This window comes from Kribbella sp. NPDC050820, assembly GCF_040653975.1.
GTDB lineage: Bacteria > Actinomycetota > Actinomycetes > Propionibacteriales > Kribbellaceae > Kribbella.
This window is the reverse complement of record NZ_JBFAHB010000065.1, coordinates 19942-40144: the sequence shown is the minus strand read 5'-3', so window position 1 is coordinate 40144 and position 20203 is coordinate 19942. Positions and strand designations below refer to the sequence as shown.

General features: G+C 69.7%; 16 protein-coding genes. 6 read left to right on the top strand and 10 right to left on the bottom strand.

Annotated features, from left to right (window positions below):
• Together AB0H36_RS37180 and AB0H36_RS37175 are read right to left on the bottom strand one after the other, a co-directional pair.
• A complete protein-coding gene (locus tag AB0H36_RS37180) occupies nt 1-3792 on the bottom strand; it encodes a glycosyl hydrolase family 28-related protein (RefSeq protein WP_360534743.1) in 3792 nt (1263 codons plus the stop codon).
• Between the two features lie 120 nt (nt 3793-3912).
• Nucleotides 3913-4710 (bottom strand): NAD(P)H-binding protein, encoded by a 798-nt coding sequence (locus AB0H36_RS37175; RefSeq protein WP_360534741.1) that lies wholly within the window; start codon nt 4708-4710, stop codon nt 3913-3915.
• 94 nt (nt 4711-4804) lie between these two features.
• Here AB0H36_RS37175 and AB0H36_RS37170 point away from each other — a divergent pair, with 94 nt between their 5' ends.
• Complete coding sequence (locus AB0H36_RS37170) at nt 4805-5173, top strand: helix-turn-helix domain-containing protein (RefSeq protein WP_360534739.1); 369 nt, start codon at nt 4805-4807, stop codon at nt 5171-5173.
• Nucleotides 5174-5236: 63 nt separating this feature from the next.
• On the opposite strand, the gene AB0H36_RS37165 is transcribed toward AB0H36_RS37170, so the two are convergent.
• The 3 genes from AB0H36_RS37165 to pepN all read right to left on the bottom strand — a co-directional run bounded on the left by AB0H36_RS37165 (nt 5237) and on the right by pepN (nt 9707).
• Nucleotides 5237-5650 (bottom strand): hypothetical protein, encoded by a 414-nt coding sequence (locus AB0H36_RS37165; RefSeq protein ID WP_360534737.1) that lies wholly within the window; start codon nt 5648-5650, stop codon nt 5237-5239.
• A 208-nt stretch (nt 5651-5858) separates the two neighbouring features.
• Nucleotides 5859-7064, bottom strand: a complete 1206-nt coding sequence (gene sepH / locus AB0H36_RS37160) for a septation protein SepH (RefSeq protein WP_360534735.1) — start codon at nt 7062-7064, stop codon at nt 5859-5861.
• Between the two features lie 186 nt (nt 7065-7250).
• Nucleotides 7251-9707 (bottom strand): aminopeptidase N, encoded by a 2457-nt coding sequence (gene pepN / locus AB0H36_RS37155; RefSeq protein WP_360534733.1) that lies wholly within the window; start codon nt 9705-9707, stop codon nt 7251-7253.
• 34 nt (nt 9708-9741) lie between these two features.
• On the opposite strand from pepN, the gene AB0H36_RS37150 reads away from it, so the two are divergent.
• Nucleotides 9742-10686 (top strand): aldo/keto reductase, encoded by a 945-nt coding sequence (locus tag AB0H36_RS37150; protein WP_360534731.1) that lies wholly within the window; start codon nt 9742-9744, stop codon nt 10684-10686.
• Nucleotides 10687-10801: 115 nt separating this feature from the next.
• On the top strand, nt 10802-11557 hold the full coding sequence (locus AB0H36_RS37145) for a peroxide stress protein YaaA (protein WP_360534729.1): 756 nt from the start codon (nt 10802-10804) through the stop codon (nt 11555-11557).
• A 20-nt stretch (nt 11558-11577) separates the two neighbouring features.
• Here AB0H36_RS37145 and AB0H36_RS37140 read toward each other — a convergent pair whose 3' ends face one another.
• A complete protein-coding gene (locus tag AB0H36_RS37140; RefSeq protein ID WP_360534727.1) occupies nt 11578-12906 on the bottom strand; it encodes an acetamidase/formamidase family protein in 1329 nt (442 codons plus the stop codon).
• Between the two features lie 241 nt (nt 12907-13147).
• Here AB0H36_RS37140 and AB0H36_RS37135 point away from each other — a divergent pair, with 241 nt between their 5' ends.
• Nucleotides 13148-13777 (top strand): HNH endonuclease family protein, encoded by a 630-nt coding sequence (locus AB0H36_RS37135; protein WP_360534725.1) that lies wholly within the window; start codon nt 13148-13150, stop codon nt 13775-13777.
• A 1-nt stretch (nt 13778) separates the two neighbouring features.
• Here the strand turns inward: AB0H36_RS37135 and AB0H36_RS37130 are convergent, their stop codons facing one another.
• The gene (locus AB0H36_RS37130) at nt 13779-14726 is read right to left on the bottom strand and encodes a LuxR C-terminal-related transcriptional regulator (RefSeq protein WP_360534723.1); all 948 of its coding nucleotides are present in this window, start codon (nt 14724-14726) and stop codon (nt 13779-13781) included.
• 189 nt (nt 14727-14915) lie between these two features.
• Nucleotides 14916-15875, bottom strand: coding sequence for a DUF389 domain-containing protein (locus AB0H36_RS37125; protein WP_360534764.1), 960 nt, complete (start codon nt 15873-15875; stop codon nt 14916-14918).
• Nucleotides 15876-15987: 112 nt separating this feature from the next.
• On the opposite strand from AB0H36_RS37125, the gene AB0H36_RS37120 reads away from it, so the two are divergent.
• Nucleotides 15988-17406 carry an APC family permease gene (locus tag AB0H36_RS37120; RefSeq protein WP_360534721.1) on the top strand — a complete coding sequence of 473 codons (1419 nt, stop codon included), beginning with the start codon at nt 15988-15990 and terminating at the stop codon, nt 17404-17406.
• On the opposite strand, the gene AB0H36_RS37115 is transcribed toward AB0H36_RS37120, so the two are convergent.
• Nucleotides 17348-18547, bottom strand: a complete 1200-nt coding sequence (locus AB0H36_RS37115; protein ID WP_360534719.1) for a Cmx/CmrA family chloramphenicol efflux MFS transporter — start codon at nt 18545-18547, stop codon at nt 17348-17350. The two genes, AB0H36_RS37120 and AB0H36_RS37115, sit on opposite strands and share 59 nt — an antisense overlap.
• A gap of 108 nt (nt 18548-18655) precedes the next feature.
• On the opposite strand from AB0H36_RS37115, the gene AB0H36_RS37110 reads away from it, so the two are divergent.
• Entirely contained in the window at nt 18656-19264 is a 609-nt protein-coding gene (locus tag AB0H36_RS37110) for a rhomboid family intramembrane serine protease (protein WP_360534717.1), read from the top strand.
• Here AB0H36_RS37110 and AB0H36_RS37105 read toward each other — a convergent pair.
• A complete protein-coding gene (locus AB0H36_RS37105; protein WP_360534715.1) occupies nt 19261-20181 on the bottom strand; it encodes a threonine/serine dehydratase in 921 nt (306 codons plus the stop codon). The genes AB0H36_RS37110 and AB0H36_RS37105 overlap by 4 nt on opposite strands.
• Between the last annotated feature and the right edge of the window lie 22 nt (nt 20182-20203).

Here is a 20203-nt window from a genome sequence, read left to right as displayed (position 1 = left end):
CTACGTGAAGTTCGCGGTCAGTACCTGGTCCGTGCTCACGGTGAAGGTGTACGACGTCTCGGCCGAAACCACCACACCGTCGACGGTCCAGTTCTGGAAAACGCTATCCGATGTTGGTCTCGCAGTCACGGTGACCTGCGCGCCGACCTCGTACGTCCCGGGTTCGGACTCGTTGCCGGCGATCTTCACCGAGCCGGGGCCGTTGGCGGCGACCGAGACGCGCCGCTGGACGACGTTGATCACCATCACGTTCCGCAACGTGACCGGGCCGGTGCTGGTAATGCCGTTGTAACGGGCGAGGTTGGTCGCCTCGACGTCGCCGCCGACGACCTTCACCGTGTAGCCGTCGGCGCCGAGGTTGTCGGTGCCGAGGTTGAAGGCGTCCACCTGGCCGCTGTTCACCACGAGCCCGTCGTGGAAGCCGTACGCGAACACGTTCAGCAGCGTCAGCCCGGTCGCGCCGTCGACGGTGACGATCTTGGCGGTCTTGCGCATGTACTTGTCGATGACGAGCTCGAAGATGTTGCCCTCGTTCATCCAGTACGGCTGCTGGTAGCCGACCCGGGTGACCGCGTTGCCGTTGGACAGCACGCCCTCGATCCGGCCGTCGCGGCCCGGGCCGAGCTTGATCGCGTGGTCGAAGAACGCGCCCGCGACTTTGCGGACCACGATGTCGTCACCGCGCAGGTCGATCCCGTTCCAGGTGTTCGGGAAGCCGGCGTTGATGACGTAGTTGCCGCCGGCGTGCCCGCGGACCGCGAACGGGTAGGCGACGACGCCTTCGGCGCGGCCCGGGTTGTTGTCCGGGTAGAACACGCGCAGACCGCGCACACCCGCCTGCTGCTTCAGCGTGATCAAAGCCGTCTCGGTGTTCCGCTCGAAGGCGTGCAGGACGGTCCCGCCACTCGCCCCGGACTGGTCCCGGTTCGGTACGGCGGACGCACCCCGCAGCTCCACCTTCGACGGGACGGTGAGGTGCGTGCTGATCCGGTACCACCCGGCAGGCAGGTAGACGATGCCGCCGCCCGCTCGCCCGGCCTTGTCGACAGCCTTCTGCACTGCGCTCGTCGCGTCGGCTGCCGGGAGGTATCCGACGCCGTGCGGCGCGTCGACGACGTTCAGGGCCTGCTTCGGTTTCGGAAGCGGCTCGGTCTGGTACGTCGGCGCCGTGCCCGACATCCGGTGGACGATTCCGTCGACCGCGCCGGTGAGCGCCGTACCGGTGATCTTCACGTAGCCGCGGGAGTTGTTCAGGACCGCGTGCTCGCTGCCCTCGACCCGGCCGGCGGCCAGCGTCATGCCCCAGCGGTCGTCCATCACGTCCACGAGGATGCCGATGTCGGTACGGCGTACGTCGGGCTGCAGGAAGCTGCCGGTGAACTGGGCCCGCTGGCCGGCCACGACGTGGATGCCGACGCGGTAGTCGGACAGCGTGATTCGGTGGAACTGGTCCCACTCGAGGTCGCCGAGGACGAGGCCGGTGCCGTGCGCCCGGGTCCAGGCGTCGAGGGCCTGCCGCGACGGCGCGTTGTACTTCGCCGGCGCCGACGCCCAGACGGAGTTGCTGAACGCAACGTTCTCCCAGGTGCCGACGTCGGCGCCGTTGTACGCGCGGGCGCCTTCGAGCAGGGCGGTCCCGCGGACGTTGCGGATCGTCGACGACTCGTGCACCTGGCCGGAGCTGGGCGCGTTGCCGCGGTCGTTGGGCATCGTGCTGATCCCGATACCGCGGTAGGAGTTCAGCATGGTGACGTCCGCGACCGTGGCCATCATGTAGTTCTCGTTGCCGATCCAGGCTCCGCCGGGGATCTCGAACGTGTAGTTGTACGGGACCGGGTCGGTCGCGTTCTGGTTCGGGTAGAAGGTGGTGACGCCGAGGACGCCGGCGCTGCCACCGATCCGGAACAGGCTCGGGCCGTCGTCGCCGCTCTGCAGGTTCGCGACGACGACCGTGTGGTCGATGTCGCCGCGCAGGGTGCAGAAGGCGTGCACCTCGACGGTGTCGCTGACCAGGTAGTGACCGGCAGGCAGCCAGACCGTGCCGCCGCCTGCGTCCTGGCAGGCGTAGATCGCTTGCTGGATCGCCTTGGTCGAGTCACGGCGGCCGCTGCGGTCGGCGCCGTACTCGGTGGCGTCGAGGTCCGCGATCACGCCGTCCTCGGTCGGCTTGACCGTCTGGACAAGGCGGGGCTCCGGGGTGACGACCGGGGACTCGCGGAGCTGGAGCTCCTTGACGACGAAGGAATCGGCGCCGGTCATCGCGACCCGGACGTAGCGCGCGGCGGTCGTGGCGAAGCGGGTCTTGCTGAACTGGTTGGCGCCTGGCGATCCGGTCCGGCCGACGGCGGTGAAGGCCGTGCCGTCGTTCGAGACCTGGACGGTGTATTCGGGGGAGTAGGCCTGCGCCCATTCCACGCGGACGTCGTTGACGCGACGCGGCTTGCCGAGGTCGAGCTGCAGCCAGGAGTCTCCCGGCCCGCTGGTCCAGGCCGAGTTGTGGTCGCGGTCGTTGACGTTGGTCGCGCCGGTGCCGCTGCTCGCGGTCGCCGTACCGTCCGGGGCGAAGTTCGTGTCGATCGGCTGGAAGGCATCCAGCTTCGCCTGCAGGTTCCGCAGTGCTTCCTTGACCTGCACGTCGGTCACGCCCGGCGTGGCCGCGATCGCTCGGGCCTCGTCGATCGCCGCACGCAAGGTGGCTCGGCTGCCGGCCGGGTACTGGCCGTCGCGGGTGCCTTCCCGGGCGGCCTTCTCGGTCCGGGCGGCTTCGTCGATCAGGTCGAGCAGGCCTTCGGTGACGTCGAGCGTGGTCGCGACCTTGGCGACCCGGACCGCGGCGACCTTGAGGTCGACCGCGCCGTCGCCGTTGTGGATCCGGAAGTCGGAGCCGTTCGAGCGGTTGGTCATCACGGCGTCCGGGAGCGCGAAGGTGTGCGTCTTCCAGGTCCTGGTGTCGCCGTAGCGGACGACCTCGGAGTTCTTGAACTTCTCCGGGATCGTCTCGCCCGGGGAGTCGTAGTGCAGGCCGAACTGGCCGTTGCCCTCGTCGAAGTAGTCGACGCTGACCAGGACGAGGCTGCGGTTGTCGTAGAGGTAGGTGTCGGCGACGTTCATGTAGAAGAAGTTCGTGCCCGGCGACGGTGCGGTCCGGTCGGTCTGCCAGTACGGGCGGCCGTCCTGCACGCCGGTGACGAGGTTCTCGGGCCGGTCGCCGACTCGCGGGGTGATGCCCTGCTGGATCGGCGACTGGCCGAGCTGTACGGCGGCGCCCGCCGTACTGATCCGGAGGCTCGAGATGGTGATGTCCGCGCTGCCGAAGAGGCGGAGGTCGGCGTCGCCGAGGCGGTTGGTGAAGCCGATGCCGGTGAGCGCGAAGGTGCCGGTCTGCCACTGGCCGGTGTCCGCCAGTTGGAGGTCTTCGGCGTCTGCCTGCGGGTTGTCGGCGGCGTCGTACTGGAGCTCGAGGGTGCCGGTGCCGCGGTCGAGATAGGTCACCGTCACCAGGACGTCCTCGGTGCCGATCTCGTCGACGTAGTCCCGGTCGACGTCGAACTCGAAGTAGCTCGTGTTGGCCGCCTGGTTGGTGCGCCAGAAGCTGCGGCCCAGCTCGGTGCCGGTCTGCAGCCCGGCGGGATCGTCACCCGCGGCGGGCTGCACGCCGAGCGTGGTCGGGGTCGGTCCGAGGTCGGCGCCGACGCCGCTCGGGTACATCGTGGCGGCCTGGGCGGCAGGCGCGACGAGCACGCCGGCCAGTACTAGGGCAGGGAGGAACCCCGCGAGCAGGCGTCTGGTCATGCTGAAACCTCCAGGTGGCGGTCCGGAAGTACACGCTTCGGCAGCTGCGCGATTAAGTTAAACCAAGCGTGTTACTAATTCAAGACCCTGCTCGACGAGGTCTTCCTGCCGCTCGTCCGGCTATCTGAACGCAGGCGCGTTGCGGGTCGCCCAGTTCGCGAATGACCGGGCCGGGCGAGCCAGCACCCGCTCGACGTCCGGGCTGACGCGCTGCTCTTCGGCGGTCGGTTCGCCGAGGATGTCGAGGGTCGACTCGACGACCGGCTCCGGCATGAAGGTCAGCATCCGGCTCCGTGCGTCCGCGCGGCTGAGCTCGACGAACTGCACCGGCTCACCGACGGCCTCGCCGATCGCGGCCGCCTGCTGTCGTGGTGAGACCGGCTCCGGACCGGTCAGCGTGTAGGTCGCGCCGGCGTGGCCGGGCTCGCGCAGTACGACGGCAGCGACCTCGGCGATGTCCGACGGATCGACGGCGGGCAGCGCGATGTCGCCGTACGGCGCCTCGATCAGGCGGCGGGTGCGGACCGACTCGGCCCACTGGAAGGCGTTCGAGGCGAAGTTGCCCGGTCGCAGCATCGTCCACTCGAGGCCGGACGTCTTCACGACGTCCTCCAGGCCGGAGGGGTGGCGTTGCGTGCCGACGCCTTGGGAGGACAGCAGTACGACCCGCTCGACGCCGGCGCCGCGAACGACGTCCATGACGTCACCGAGGTTGCCGCGCGCCAGGAAGTCGGGGGAGGTCAGCAGGAAGACTGCGTCGGCTCCCTCAAGTGCGGGCTTGAGGGTTTCGGGTTCGGTCAGGTCGGCCGGGAAGCCGGTCGCCTTGCGCGATACCGCGCGTACCTGCTCGCCGGCGGCGGTGAGTGCCTCCACCAGCGGGCGTCCGACGTTTCCGGTTGCACCAGTGACCACGATCATGTGTTCGCTCCTCGTTCGGTGGGATCTGACGAGGACGCTACTTGCCTGGGCATACTAGGTACCTAGAGGAAAGTATTGGGATAGGAGGTTGATTGTGGTCGACGCCACACCGGTGGACCCGGTGCAGGCCTGTCCGATCGCGCCGGTGGTCGACGTGGTGTTCAGCCGGTGGACGACGCCGATCCTGTGGACGCTGAACGAGTTCGGCCGGCAGCGGTTCGTCGAGCTCGAGCGCCGGATCGGCGTGATCACGCCGAAGGTGCTGACCCAGCGGCTGCGGCAGCTCGAGCGCGACGGCCTGGTACTGCGCACGTACTACCCGGAGGTCCCGCCGCGGGTCGAGTACGAGATCAGCGACCTCGGCCGCAGCCTCGCGCCGCTGTTCCACTCGCTCGCCGAGTGGTCACCCAACCTCGCCAAGGTCGAAGCCGCCCGCCGCCACTACGACACCCGCCACCCCTGACCTTGAGAAGCCACCGACCACTTTTCGGCGGCTGAGATGGTCGGTGGGTTCTCAAGGTCGCTGTCAGGCGACGCCGACCAGGACGCGCTCGGGGGTTGGGGCGTCGGCGAGGAGGGTGAAGAAGTGGGTGGCGGCGTCGGGGAGGCGGAGCAGGCCGGCCTCGTGGGACTGCCAGCCGAAGAGCAGCTCGCCGTCGATCGTGCGCTCGTCGAACGGTACGGCGTACCGGCTGAGCGTCACGCGGGTCGGGCCGGTCTGCGGGTGGTGGTCGCCGCAGCCGCACTCGGCGGCGATGGTGATCGCGGTCAGCGCGTCAGGGGAGTAGCGGCTGAGCCGGAGCGTGGTGCCGCGCGCGGTGAACCGGGCGATCGATGCGTCAGGCAACTGTACGAGCAGCTCGACCGGGACGGCGTGCGAACCGGGCAGCAGCCGGAGGCCGCGGGACGCGAGCAGGTCGGCGAAGGCCGGGAGATTCATGTGCGGAAGATCCTGTGAGTGCTGGTGTCGGCGGGCGGGCCACGGAAAGGACAGGGCCTCGTGCGCCGGAGACGGCGCGCGTCAGCGACAACAGCAACAACACAGCATCTGCATGCCGAAGATCATGGCAGAGCCCCGGTCCGATGCCAAACACCGTCCGCCATCTGGGACAACTGTCCGTGATGTGTCAACCAGCCTGCGGGCCGGGTCAGTCGGCCTTCTTGCCGAACATGATCTCGTCCCAGCTGGGGACGCTGGCGCGCTTGTTGTTACGGCGGGCCGGCTTCTTCTTGGGCTCGGCCTGGGTCTCTTCCGCAGTCGCGGTGACCGGCTCAGGCGCAGCCTCGGGCTCAGGCTCCGGCTCTGCCGGTGGCGGAGTGGGCTCTTCGACAACCGGCGCGGCCTCGCGGTCCTCGACCGGGGGCGGCGTACGACGCTCCTCCGGCGGCGCCAGCGAGGCGGCCTCGACGGGGAGCTCGGTCGGGCGCTCGACGGCGCGCACCGCAGGGCGCAGCGTCGGCGGCTGCTCGATCGGTACGTCGATCAGCGTCGGCTCGGTGTCCGGATCCGGAACCGAGTGCACCCGGCGCGGACCACTCTCGCGGGCCGTGGTCTCGCGCCTGGTCTCACGCACGGTCTCGCGCACCGGCTCACGGGAAACCGGCTGGTTTCTGCGCGGCAGGCTGACCGTGTCCTCGAAGCCCGCCTCGTAGCTGTCGGCGCCGTGGTCGGGCGCGATGGACATGTCGATGTCGGCGACCGCCGAGAGCCGGCGCTCACCGGGCTGCGGCTGCACGGGCGGCGGCACTACCTGCGCCTGCTCGCCGACCAGCCACCGGGCCTCGTCGTCGTCCGGGACCGCGTACCGCCCGGGGGCGTCGTACGCGAACATTGCGGTCTTCTCGTCCTTCTGCTCGGCCTCGTCGGCGCTCTCGACGAAGTACGAGACGCGGACCGCCCAGCGGCCGTCGTCGCGCCGCCACGCGTCCCACTCGGCCGACGCCGGGTCGACCTGGCGGGTGCGCAGCCGCTCGGTCACCCACGCGCCCAGGTTGCGGGTCGGGGCGTCGCCGCCACCGCGGCGCCGGACGGACGCGCGCTGCGCGAGGCTCGCGATGTGGTCCCGCTCGGCCAGGACCGGACCGGCGAACGCCATCACACGTTCCATCGGCATCTGGGCGACCGCAGCGACCGCCTCGGGACTTTCGCCGGCGCGGATACGAGCCTGGATGTCTCGTGGGCGCAGCGCGCTCTCCATTTGAATCTCCAGCTGGCCGAGTCGGGCACGGTCGCCGCGCAGGGCCGCACGCAACCGGTCGTCGACCGGGACGGCGAACTCCTCACCCGTCTCTGCCATCGCCAGGATGAGCTGCTTGCCATCCTGACTCAGACCGACGAGCCTCGCCTCGCGCATTGCCTTTGTTCTCCTGTGCGGTTCTCGACAGTCTCTCCCGGGACGTGCTGCCTGACCAAGACCGGCGCGCCGTGCCGCGCGGTCATTGTGGAGGTTACGTCACGAAATCACATCTTGCCTGCTCACAAGGGTCCTTGTGATCACACCAGTCACATTAGTCACAACACGGTGTGACCGCGACTCGCTTCAGCCGCCGAAGGCCGAACGGACCGCCAGCGCGCGGGTCAGATCGTCGACGCCGTCGCCGACGGATCGCCGGATTCCGGCCGCCACGGAGTCGTCCGCGACCAGGTCCGACGCGCGCGCCACGACCTGCTGCTCGACGGCGTAGCGAGGGAACGCGAGCTTCGCGCTCTGGGCGACCACCCAGCCCGACCGCAGCTTCTCGGTGCCGCCGATCTCGGCGAAGAACCGGTCCACGTACGGCGCGGTCAGCTCGACCTGACCCGGATGCCAGAAGCCCTCGCACGCGGCGTACAGCTCGTAGTTCGCGACGTCGGCGTCGGTCGTGATCAGCGCCCAGGCCTGTTCCTTGGCTTCCGCCGTCGGCAGCGCGGCCCGGCACCGGGTCGCATGCACGATGCCCTCCGACGACGTGTCGCGCTCGAGCTCGGCGTCGATGTCGGCCGGCCCGGCGGCGCCGAGTCGGGCGAGCTGGAGCAGGACGGTCCACCGGAGGTCGGCGTCCATCGCGAGCCCCTCCGGCACACCCGCGCCGATGAGCCAGCCCTTGAGTACGTCGACCTCCTCGGTGAATCGCACGTACCCGCGGGCCACCGACAGCTGCAGGCTGCTGCCGGCCGGCGCCGTGCGCAGCCGTGCCGCGAGAGTCTCGGCCAACCGGCCGCGGTACGGCTCGTAGGGCAGGTAGATGCCGAGCAGGTGGGTGTTGGCCCAGCCGACCATCGTGGAGACCGCGATGTCGCTGGTCTCGTCCGGCAGCATCCCGACGAGGACGTCGAACCCGAGCTTCGGGTCGAGCTCCGCGTCGGCGACCGCGTCCCGGATGCTGTTCAGTACGACGGCCCGGGTCACGCCGTCGTCGATCTTCGGCAGCACGGCAGGCAGGTTCGCCAGGCTGTCCGCGTCGAGCCGGATCTTGGCCCACGTGTCGTCCGCGGCGTCCGGGATCACGACCGCGACCGACGGGTCGAGCGCGACCGCCACCTCGTCCGCATCCAGCAGTACGGCGACCGCCGTACTGCGGCCGTCGGCGTCGTACCCACCGACCGTCAGCTTGTGCGGGCGCTCGGCCGGGAACTCGGCCGGGGCGACCCGGCGCAGCACGATGCCGGACTCGGTCCGCGCGGCGCTGATCGTGTCCAGGCCGGGGGTGCGCAGCCAGTTCCGGGCCCAGGTGTCCAGGTCGGTCGCGCCGGCCTCGGTCCACTTGGCGACCAGGTCGGCGAAGGTCGCGTTGGCGAACTCGTTCGACCGGATGTGCGCGCCGACGCCGGCCAGGAAGACGTCGTCACCCAGGTAGGCGGCCAGCTGCTTGAGGACCGCGGCGCCCTTGGCGTAGGAGATGCCGTCGAAGTCGTCGAGCGAGGCGAGGGCGTCCTTGACCGGGTCGGCCGCGACCGGGTGCGTCGACGAGCGCTGGTCGGCCTGCAGTCCCCACCACTTCCGGATGAAGGCGAAGTCGATCCAGTTGTCGGTGTACCGGGTCGCGTCGGTCGACACCCGGTGCGCCATGTACTCGGCGAACGACTCGTTCAGCCAGAGGTCGTTCCACCACTCCATCGTGACGATGTCGCCGAACCACTGGTGCGCCATCTCGTGCACGACGGTCCGGGCCCGGTTGCTGCGCTCGCCGTCGGTCACGGCCGAGCGGAACACCATCTGGTCGCGGAAGGTCACGCAGCCCGGGTTCTCCATCGCGCCGGCGTTGAACTCCGGCACGAAGGCCTGGTGGTACTCGTCGAACGGGTACCGGTAGCCGAACATCCGGTGGTACTCGTCGAAGGACTGCTTGGTGACGGTGAAGATGTCCTCGGCCTCCCGCTCCAGCGCCTCCTTGAGCGACTGCCGGGCGACCACGCTGAGCGGGATCCCGTCGTGGGAGTCGGTGAGCTGGTGGTACGGCCCGGCCACCACGGTGACGAAGTACGTCGACAGCGGCGGCGTCTCGGCCAGCTCCCACCGACCGGGGGAGACCTGGGTGGCCGCGCCGTTCCCGAGCACGAGCCACTCGGCCGGCGCGGTGACCTTCATCCGGTACGGCGCCTTGAGATCGGGCTGGTCGAAGCACGCGAAGATCCGGGGCGCGGCGTCGAGGAACGACATCGCGTAGGTGTAGGCGAGTCCGTCGGCGGCGTCGACCGCGCGGTGCAGCCCCTCACCGTCGTGGGAGTAGAGCATCGAGGCCACCACGACGACCTCGTTCTCCGGCTGCAGCCCGGTCAGCTCGAGCCGGCCGTCGGTCAGTCCGGCGACGTCGACCGCCGTGCCGTTCAGGATCACCGAGACGAGCTCGTCCGGTTTCACGTCCACCCACGTCGTCGTGCTGGTGGCGGCGAAGCTGATCGTGGTGGTCGATCCGAACGTCCGCTCGCCCTGGGTCAGGTCGAGGTCGACGTCGTACGAGTGGACGGAGAGTGCGGCGGCCCGGGTTCGGGCGCCGGCGACGGTGAGACTCGGCATGCCGGCAACTCTATGCGGTTACTACGCTGAACCCATGACCGATATGGAGTACCGGCAGCTGGGTGACTCGGGTCTCACGGTGAGTGTGGTGGGACTGGGTTGCAACAACTTCGGGCGGCGGCTGGACGCGACCGGGACGGACGCGGTGGTGAACGCCGCGGTGGACGCCGGGATCACGCTGTTCGACACCGCGGACATCTACCACGGTGAGCACGGCTACAGCGAGGAGCTGCTCGGCAAGGCGCTCGGCAGCCGCCGCGACGAGGTCGTGATCGCGACCAAGTTCGGCGGTGACATGCAGGGCGTGAACGGCCCGGACTGGGGTGTCCGCGGCTCCCGCCGGTACATCCGTAGGGCGGTCGAGTCGAGCCTGCGGCGGCTCGGCACCGACTGGATCGACCTCTACCAGCTGCACTTCCCGGACCCGGTCACCCCGATCGAGGAGACCCTCGCGGCACTCTCCGAACTCGTTGCCGAGGGCAAGGTCCGGTACCTCGGCAGCTCCCAGTTCGCGGCCTGGCAGGTGGTCGACGCCGACTGGGTCGCCAAGTCCGCCGGCCTGGAGCACTTCATCAGCGCGCAGAACCAGTACTCCCTGCTCGAGCGCGACCTCGAGGACGAGCTGGCCCCGGCCTGCGAGCACCTCGGGATCGGCATCCTGCCGTTCTTCCCGCTCGCAGCCGGCCTCCTCACCGGCAAGTACAAGCGTGGCGAGGAACCACCGGAGGGCAGCCGGCTGGCGACCCAGCCGGAGCGCCTGGCCCGCGCCGACTTCGACAAGATCGAGGCGCTCGAGACCTTCGCGGCCGAGCGCGACCTGACCATGATCGACGTCGCCATCGGCGGGCTCGCGGCGCAGCCCGGGGTCGCCTCGGTGATCGCCGGAGCGACCACGCCGGAACAGATCCAGCAGAACGTCGCGGCCGGCCTGTGGGACCCCACGGCCGCCGACCTGGCCGCCCTGGACGACCTGACGTGACAGTGTTGAATGCCGCGCCTCCGGCGCGGGTGTCACGGGGCTCTGACTCCCGTCCTTCCCTCGTCACTCCAGTCGCTTCGCTCCCTCCGCTCCTCAGTCCAGGACGGGAGGCCCCATGACACTCATCCTGCTGCCGCCGTCCGAGGGCAAGACCGGACGGACTCGCGGCCGTGCCGTCGACCACGCGTCGCTGTCCTTCCCGGAACTCAATCCCGTCCGCGAGCAGGTCCTCGAGACGCTGGCGAAGGTCTCCGCCTCGTCCGACGCGTACGACGTACTCGGTGTCGGCGCATCGCTCCAGCACGAGGTCGACCGGAACACCCGGTGGCGGACGGAACCGGCCGTGCCGGTCTCGGAGCTGTACTCCGGGGTCCTGTACGACGCACTCGGCTACGCGACGTTGTCCCCCGGCAGCAAGCGCCGGGCCGGCAACCGGCTGCTCGTCGTGTCGGCCGCGTGGGGCGCACTGCGGATGGCTGACCGCGTACCGCCGTACCGGCTGTCCATGGGTACGACGCTGCCCGGCCTCGGACCGCTGGCGTCGGTGTGGCGCGAGCCGCTGGCCACGGCACTCGCGGACGCTGACGGCGTGATCGTGGACTGCCGCTCGTCCACGTATGTGGCTGCCTGGCGACCCACTGGCGATCAGGCCGCGAAGTGGGTCGCGGTGAACGTGGTCCGGGAGCGCAACGGCGTCCGCTCGGTCGTCTCGCACAACGCCAAGCACACCCGTGGCCTGGTCGCCCGTCACCTGCTCGAGTCCGGCAAGGACCCCGGCACACCGAAGGCCCTGCACAAACTGGTGAGCGAGCACTGGAACGCAGAGCTCGACCGGAGCGGCGCCGGCTGGACTCTGACCGTGGTGGAATGAGACCAGCCAGGCGCTGGGCCCTAGTCGAAGTCGGACTTTCTGATGATGGCGTGGACGCCGGTGGTGCGGTCGACGACTTGGGAGATCTCGAAGTCGGCGGCGGCTGAGAGGTAGGCGTAGCCCGTCGCCCGGTCCATGCCCTGGTCGGTTTCGAGGAAGTCGAGAGCGTTGACGACCGCGCGGCGCATGGCGACGTTCAGGTCGCTGCCCTGTCCGTTCTGGCTGCCGTCCGGGTCCGACAGGCCGATCGGGACCCAGGCGTCCGGCGTTTCCGCGAACGGGTACCGGAACGCCACCGACGGTGCGTCGCCGGACCCTGGCTTGCACACGGTCAGCCGGAAGGTCGCCCGCAGCGAGCCCTCCAAGGCCGTGAGCGCGACCTCGCCGTTGCCCATCGCGAAATGTGGGTCGCCGACGTGGAACAGCGCGCCGTCGGCGAACACCGGCAGATAGAACGCGGACCGGACGGCCAGCAGGTTGATGTCGATGTTGCCGCCGCCGAGAGTCGGCGGAATCGAGTTCAGCTCCGGGGCTGTCGGCGACGCCGAACCGGCGAACGCGACACCCATCAATCCCATGAACGGCTGCAGCGGGAAGGTCACCGCACGTCGCGTGCCGCGTGACATCACCCCGCGCCCACCACGGATCGGCGTGAACACCGAGACATTCCCGTAGCGGGTCGGGTCGCCGGTCGCCCGGCCGTCGGCCGCCACCGGCGGCATGATCTCGTCGAGCGTGATGCCGGCCGGAACACCGCCGCCGGCCGGCCGGGGGAGGGCGCCTTTCCCGTGCCGGCTGGACACCACGCCGTACGGGACGCGCGGGAGCATCGTCAGCATCTCGACCTTGAGGACGTCGCCAGGTTTCGCGTCCTTGACGAAGATCGGACCGGTGACGACATGCGGCCCGTCGACGTCGAAGTTCCGCGTGGTCCGGTCGTAGTGGCGGGCGATCGCGACGGCGTCGTCCAGGACCGACGACCTGGTGACGCCGTGCTGGGCGAAGTACTCGACCGGGTTCCGGCCCTGGTCCTCGAGGATGCCCTCGTGGGAGACGGTGTCGACGGTGACGGTCTCACCTGACCGCACGCGCAGTACCGGGTCGCTGTCGAGCGACGGAACGTACCCCCACCGGACCTGGTCGGGCATCGACCGCAGGTAGTGACGGCCGTGGATCGGTCCCTTGCCCGGCTGTAACACCTCCCGCGGTACGGCAGCTTGCGCGGGACCCGCCGTACTCGCCGAGGCGGCGACACCGGCGGCACTGACGGCCGCGCTCGCGCGCAGGAAGTCCCGGCGGCCGAGGCCGGAGCGGAGCAGAGCGGCGGCCTGTTCACCAATGGTTGCCATCGACAGTCTCCTCACTTGGATGGTGTCGTCTGTATACCGGTACGGCATTTCGGCACCGTGAAGCCTTGTAACCAGGGGATGTCGACGGGCGCTGGAGACGATGCCGGCCGGCTTCGAACCTGCCTGAGCGCGAGCGTTCACCGTCGTTTCATCAGTGAGTGGTTTCTTACAGCGCGTGATCGGGGAAGGCTGAGGGCAGCACGTCAGGGGGGATCCGCCCGACCCTTCGGAGGCCTGACTGATGCGACGTTTCACCACCTTCGTCATGACTGCCGTCGCCGCGGTGACGGCATGGACTCTGGGTACCGGCCCCGCGCAGGCCTACCCACCAACGCCGCCGTCAGCCAGTACGGCGGCGACGCAGCTCGCCGGTCTCACGGTCAAGGCCGAGGGTTCGACGACCGGCTACAGCCGGGACCTCTTCCCGCACTGGATCACCCAGTCGGGGACCTGCGACACCCGCGACCAGGTGCTCAAGCGCGACGGCTCCGGCGTCACGGTCGACAGCCAGTGCGAGCCGACCGCCGGTCAGTGGTACAGCGTGTACGACGCAGTCTGGGTGACCGACGACTCGTCGGTCGACATCGACCACATCGTGCCGCTGGCCGAGGCGTGGAAGTCCGGCGCCAACACGTGGAGCACCTCGCGCCGGCAGCAGTTCGCCAACGACCTGACCATTGCGCAGCTGATCGCGGTGTCGGCGTCGAGCAACCGCTCGAAGGGCGACCGGGACCCGTCGGTCTGGAAGCCGCCGAACACCTCGGTGCACTGCATCTACGCCCGCGAGTGGATCTGGGTGAAGCACACCTACGGGCTGTCGCTGCAGTCCGCGGAGAAGACCGCGCTCCAGCAGATGCTCGGGACCTGCTGATTCAGTCCTCGAGCAGATGGCGGCGCTGGGCATGGATCCCGGCCTGGAACCTGGTCCGCGCACCCAGCGTCTCCATCAGCTCCGCGACCCGACGGCCGACCGTGCGGCTGCTCAGCCCGAGCTGACGGGCGATCGCGTCGTCCTTGAACCCAGCGGCGAGCAGCGTCATCAGCCGCGCGTCGAGCGGGTCCGTCGTAGCCGGGGGCACCACGGGAACCGCCTGGTCCCACAACAGCGTGAACATCTCGATCAGCGCGTCCAGCAGCGCACACGGGTGTACGACGAGCGCGGTGTCGACCAACTGGTCGACCGACAGCGGCAGCAGCGCGATCTTGCGGTCGAACACGGCCAGCTTCATCGGGACCTGCGGATGCACGCGTGACGTCTCGCCGGCATCTGCCGCGCTGTACGCCTCGTCCACGCCGCCCGGCACGTCGAGGGAGTCGGGGTCGTAGATGCCCCGGACAACCACCCCGTCGCTGAGCAGCCCGCGAACCCGCGGATCGGACTCACCCGGCCGGGACGCGTACGGCGGCCGGTCGAGCACGAGCAACTGCTCCCGCGTCCCGTTCAGCAACTGCGCGAACCGGGCAGCGATCGCCTCCTGGCCGACGATCACCTCGACCAGGTTCTCCGGCCGGTGCTGCTCCTGCGCCCGCAGCTCCGACAGCAAGACCCGGGCCTCGGCGCGCACCCGGTCCAGCTCCGCACGCCGTACGGCGACCAGCGCGTCGACGGCCACGTCCGGGCGGGTCGGCAGCAGTCGGGGCGGATCGTCGGCAGTGGTGGTCAGCAGCCCGGCCGCCTCGAGCCGCTCGACCGTCGCGACGACGTCCTTCTCGTCCCGGTCGAGACGTTTGACGAACTCGGTCAGCTCGCATCCCGGTGCAGCCAGCAGGGCCCGATAGGCCTCTTCGTCCGCCGGCTCCACCCCCAGCGACTCCAGCATCATCCCTCCCGCGCGACCGGACCCCGGACAGGCTATCTCGTCGGCCGGATGCTGTGGATTCGTTTTCACGTGATTGGCGACTTCGCGCCATGTCCGACATACGTCAGCAATGTCAGTGGTGCGAGCGACCCCCGAATGGGGTACGACTAGCTGAGCAGGGCGCGCGCGGACCGGACAGGGGACGCCCGGTCAAGCCTCAACGCGCGCGCCCGCGCCTTTCCTGCTCTTCATCCGCAGGTAGGCCCGCCAGATCCGCCGCTGCAGCAGCAGCGTGATCACCCCGGCCACCGTCATCCCGACGAGGTTGATCCCGAGCTGCGCTGCCGCGCCGCCGATGTGGTGCGGAGCCCACAACGCGATCGACAACGCGAGGTCGCCCGCCGCCGGCACCGTGGTCACCGAGATGAACACTCCGACCAGCGCGTTCGACCGCCCGGCCGTCTGCGAGAGCACCCCGGCAGACCCGGCCAGTACGGCGACCACCGCCGACCACTTGTCCGGACGCCAGATGAACCCGGTCAACGGCCGCTCGGCGGTCACGTCCCCGACGTCGATCCAACCGACCGCCCGGGCCAGCAACGCCGCGACGGTGGTGAGCGCGATCGCCAGCAGGAATCCCCAGGCCAGCACCAACGACGCGCGCCGGGCAAGGTGCAGGTCGCGCAGGGCCAGGCCGACGGCGACTGCCGCGACCACGCCGAACTCAGGCCCGACCACCATCGCGCCGACGACCAGGATCGACGAGTCGGTAACCACGGCCACGGCCGCGATCATCGTGGCCAGGGTCAGGAACACGTAGTACACCCAGGAGCCCTTGGCCTCGTTGTAGGCCTGGTCGACGACTGCATCCCAGATCACCGCGTCGTCCGGGGCGCCCGGCGCGGCCTTCTCGGTCAGCCGCGCGTTCCGCGACGGAGCCGCGTCGACCACGGCGACCGCGACCGACCCTTCGTCGTACAGGCCCTGCTGCTTGAGCCAGCTGAGGATGCTCGACGTCGCCTCGCGGGTGACGTCGCACTCGATCACGTCACCGGCCGGCCGCTGGGCGGCGCCCGGCAGCCGGACGATGCTGGTCACGCGCGGATCGTCGACGAGCGTGTCCAGGACGCGCTCGCTGCGATCCGGTGGGACGATGAGACGAAGGTGCATCACGGGCCAATGCTCCCAGGCCGCCGGTCACCTTCCGGTCACGGCCTGAGCGCCGCTCTGCGCATGCACCCCCGGATGTGGTCCACTGACGCACCGAATCCAGGGAGGCACGATGAGTGAGAGTGCTGGCGCCGCTGCTGCACCCAAGGCCGGTGAACGCCCCGAGCTGAAACGGGTCATGGGCCCGGGCCTGTTGCTGTTGTTCGTGGTCGGGGACATCCTCGGCACCGGCGTGTACGCGCTGACCGGCAAGGTGGCCGGTGAGGTCGGCGGAGCGGTCTGGCTGCCGTTCCTGTGCGCGTTCATCGTGGCCCTCTTGACCGCGACCAGCTACCTGGAGCTCGTCACCAAGTACCCGCGGGCCGGTGGCGCCGCGGTGTACACGCACAAGGCGTTCGGGATCCACTTCCTCACCTTCCTGCTCACCTTCGCAGTGATGTGCTCCGGCCTCACCTCGGCGTCCAGCGCGTCGAAGGCGTTCGCGGCGAACTTCTTCTCGGCCGCCGACATCGACCCCGAGCGCGGCTCGCTGCTGATGATCACCGCGCTGAGCTTCATGGCGCTGATCGCGCTGGTGAACCTGCGCGGCGTCGGCGAGAGCGTGAAGGCGAACGTCGTGCTGACCTGCGTAGAGCTGTCCGGTCTGCTGATCGTGATCGCGATCGGTGTCTGGGCGATCGGCAGCGGCGACGGCGACACGTCCCGGCTGACCGACTTCAACACCCCGTCGGGTGAGACCGCCTTCGGGTCGGTCACTGCGGCGACCGCGCTGGCGTTCTTCGCGATGGTCGGCTTCGAGGACTCGGTGAACATGGCCGAGGAGACCAAGGACCCGGTCCGGATCTTCCCGAAGATCATGCTGACCGGTCTGTGCATCACCGGTGTCATCTACGTCCTGGTCGCGATCTCGGCGGTCACCCTGGTGTCGCCGGAGGAGCTGAACCAGGGCTCGACGCCGCTGCTGAAGGTCGTCTCGGCCGGCGCCCCGGGCTTCCCGCTCGAGGTGTTCGCCTGGATCACCATGTTCGCGGTCGCCAACTCGGCGCTGATCAACATGCTGATGGCGAGCCGGCTGCTCTACGGCATGGCGCACGAGCAGGTCCTGCCGGGCCCGCTCGGCCGGGTGCTGAACCGGCGCCGCACGCCGTACATCGCCATCCTGTTCACCACGCTGCTGGCGTTCTTCCTGATCGGATACGCCGACCTGGCCGCGCTCGGTGGTACGACGGCGCTCCTGCTGCTGTGCGTGTTCGCGATCGTGAACGTCGCGGTGCTGGTGCTGCGCCGGGACCAGGTGGAGCACAAGCACTTCCACGCGCCGACCGCGTTGCCGGTGCTGGGCGTCGTGCTGTGCGTGTACCTGGCCAGCCCGCTGTCCGGGCGGGCCTCGGCGGACTACAAGATCGCCGGCTGGCTGATGCTGATCGGCGTCGGGCTGTGGGCGCTCACCTGGCTGCTGAACAAGTACGTGTTCAAGCGGCACGCCGAGTTCGACCCGAGCCATATCGACCCGAGTGGTCCGGTGAACTGACCGGCAGCAGCGCTGCCACCACGACAGTGCCCAGGGCCGTGAGCCCGGTGGCCACGGCGATCCAGCCCAGTGCGGCGTAGCCCGTGCCGGCGTCGATCGCCAAGCCGCCGAGCCACGGCCCTGCGGTGATCCCGACGTTGAACGCGGAGAAGTTCGTCGCGGTCGCCAGCGTGGGGGCGTCACCGGCCAGGCTGAAGACCCGGGCGTTGAGGGCCGGGTTGGTCGCGAAGCCGAAGCCACCGAGCAGCACGATGACCGCGATCGCGACCACGGGACTGGTCGCGGTGAGCGTGAGGACCGCGGACAGGATGCTGAGACCGGCGATGCCGGTGAACAGAGTGTGGAAGGGCAGTGCGTCCGCGGTCCGGCCGCCGAGCGTGATGCCGACGAACGAGCCCAGGCCGTAGAGGGCGAGGACGGCGGGCACGGCTTCCGGGGGCAGCCCGGTGGTCTGGATCAGCAAGGGAGCGAGGTAGCTGAACACCACCAGGATGCTCGACGTCACGAGTGCGGTGGTGCAGAACGCCAGCCACAGGCGGGAGTTGGCGAGTGCCCGGAGCTCGTTGCGGAGTCGCGGGATCTGCTCGGGCGTGGGGCGTCCGGCCGGGATCGTGGCGAGTACGCCGGCCATCGCCAGGACGCACAGTCCGGCCACGGTCCAGAACGCCGTACGCCAGCCGAGATGCTGGCCCATGACCGTGCCTGCCGGGAGTCCGACGATCGTGGCGACGGTGAGGCCGCCAGTGACGACGCTCATCGCCCGGGCGCGCGTGTTCGCCGGGACGAGCGCGACCACGGTGACGGCCGCGACCGACCAGAAGCCGGCGTAGACGAAGGCGCCGACGATCCGGGTCGCGAGCAGTACGGCGTAGTTCGGGGTGAGCGCACCCGCCACGTGGGTCAGCGCGAACACGGCCAGGAAGAGCAGGAGCGCCGTACGGCGGGACCAGGTGAGCGTGACGACGGCGAGGACCGGGGCGCCGACCAGCATGCCGACGGCGAACGCGGAGATGAGCAGACCTGCTTGCGGGATGGAGATGTCGAGGTCTGCTGACAGCTCAGGCAACAGTCCGGCGAGCATGAGCTCGGACGTGCCCTGAGCGAAGATGCTCAGGCCAAGGACGTAGACGGCTACCGGCATCACGTTCCCCCACCCTCGACTGCAACCCGGAGTATCGCAAAGATCACCGTCCGCTGTCGCCGCGCCTGCCACAGACTGAGACTTGGGTGGATACGGCATCGTTGAGACATGAGCTTCCAGACGCCAGCTCGACGGACCGGACGGAGTGTCGACACGGCCCGGATCGGCGGCGGCCTGAGGCTGCTCGTGCTGCTGGTCGGGCTGATGTGGCTGTGCGAGATCGTCGACACCGCGCTGAACGGCTCGCTCGATCAGTACGGGATCATCTCGCGCGATCCGGAAGGCCTGCTCGGGGTCGTGACCGCGCCGTTCCTGCACCTCGGCTTCGGCCACCTGATCTCGAACACGCTGCCGCTGGTGACACTGGGCGCGCTGATCGCGCTCAGCGGTGCGACCCGGCTGTTCGCGGTCACTGCGATCGTCACCGTGATCGGCGGATTCGGCACCTGGCTGGTGTCACCGCCGAACACGATCACCATCGGCGCAAGCGGGCTGGTCTTCGGGTTCGCGGCGTACCTGATCGCGCGCGGGATCTTCAACCGCCGGCTGAGTCAGGTGCTCGTCGGCGTACTGGTGGTGCTGGTCTGGGGGAGTGCGCTGCTCGGCGGCCTGCTGCCGCAGGACGGCATCTCCTGGCAGGGTCACCTGTTCGGCGCGATCGCCGGCGTTCTGGCCGCCTGGATCCTCGCGGACGACCGGCCCAAACGCGTCACCTAGCCGAGGGTTGCGGGGTCGGTGTTGGCTCCGCAGACGATCACCACGACCCGCTCGCCGGCCGCGGGTCGGTAGATCCCTGACGCGAGGGCGGCGTACGCGACGGCCGCGCCGTGCTCGACCACGAGGCGATGCTCGCGCCAGAGCTCATTGCGAGCGGCAACGATCGCGTCATCGTCGACGAGCAGTGAGGCGACCCCGTACTGCGTCGCCGCTGCGAAGGCCAGGTCGCCCAGACGGCGGCCGCCCAGTGAGTCGACCGCGACCCCGCCGACCGGAACATCGACCGGCTCGCCGGCTGCCAGTGCGCGGTGAAAGGTCGGTGCGAGCTCGGGCTCGACGCCGATGACACGGGCCTGGTCTCCCAGGGCGGTCGCGATCCCGGCGATCAGCCCGCCGCCGCCGACCGCGACCAGCACGGTGTCGAACCCGCCGACCTGGTCGAGCAGCTCCAGCCCGATCGTGCCCTGCCCGGCGACGACCTCCGGCTGGTCGTAGGCGTGCAGCAGCAGCGCGCCCGACTCGTCTCGCGCCTCCAGGGCCGCCTGGTAGGCCTCGGCGTACTCGTTTCCGACCTGGATGACCTCGGCCTGCAGGGTGTGCAGCCTGGCGACCTTCGCCGCCGGCGTGGTGACCGGGACGAAGATCCGCGCCGGGATCCCGAGCTCACGCGCTGCATAGGCGGCCGCGAGACCGGCATTGCCACCGGAAGCCGCGACCAGACCTGTCCCGGTGAGGTGGCCGTCCTCCTTGGCGGTGAGCAGCCGGTTGAACGCGCCGCGTGGCTTGAACGACCCGGTGTGCTGCAGCAACTCCAGCTTGAAGGTGAGGCCCGGCGCGACCTCGATCACCGGCGTACGGCGGACCCGCCCGGCGATCCGCTCCCCCGCCGCGCGGATGTCCTCGACACTTACCGTCATGCGCCAACCCTGCCACGATGAG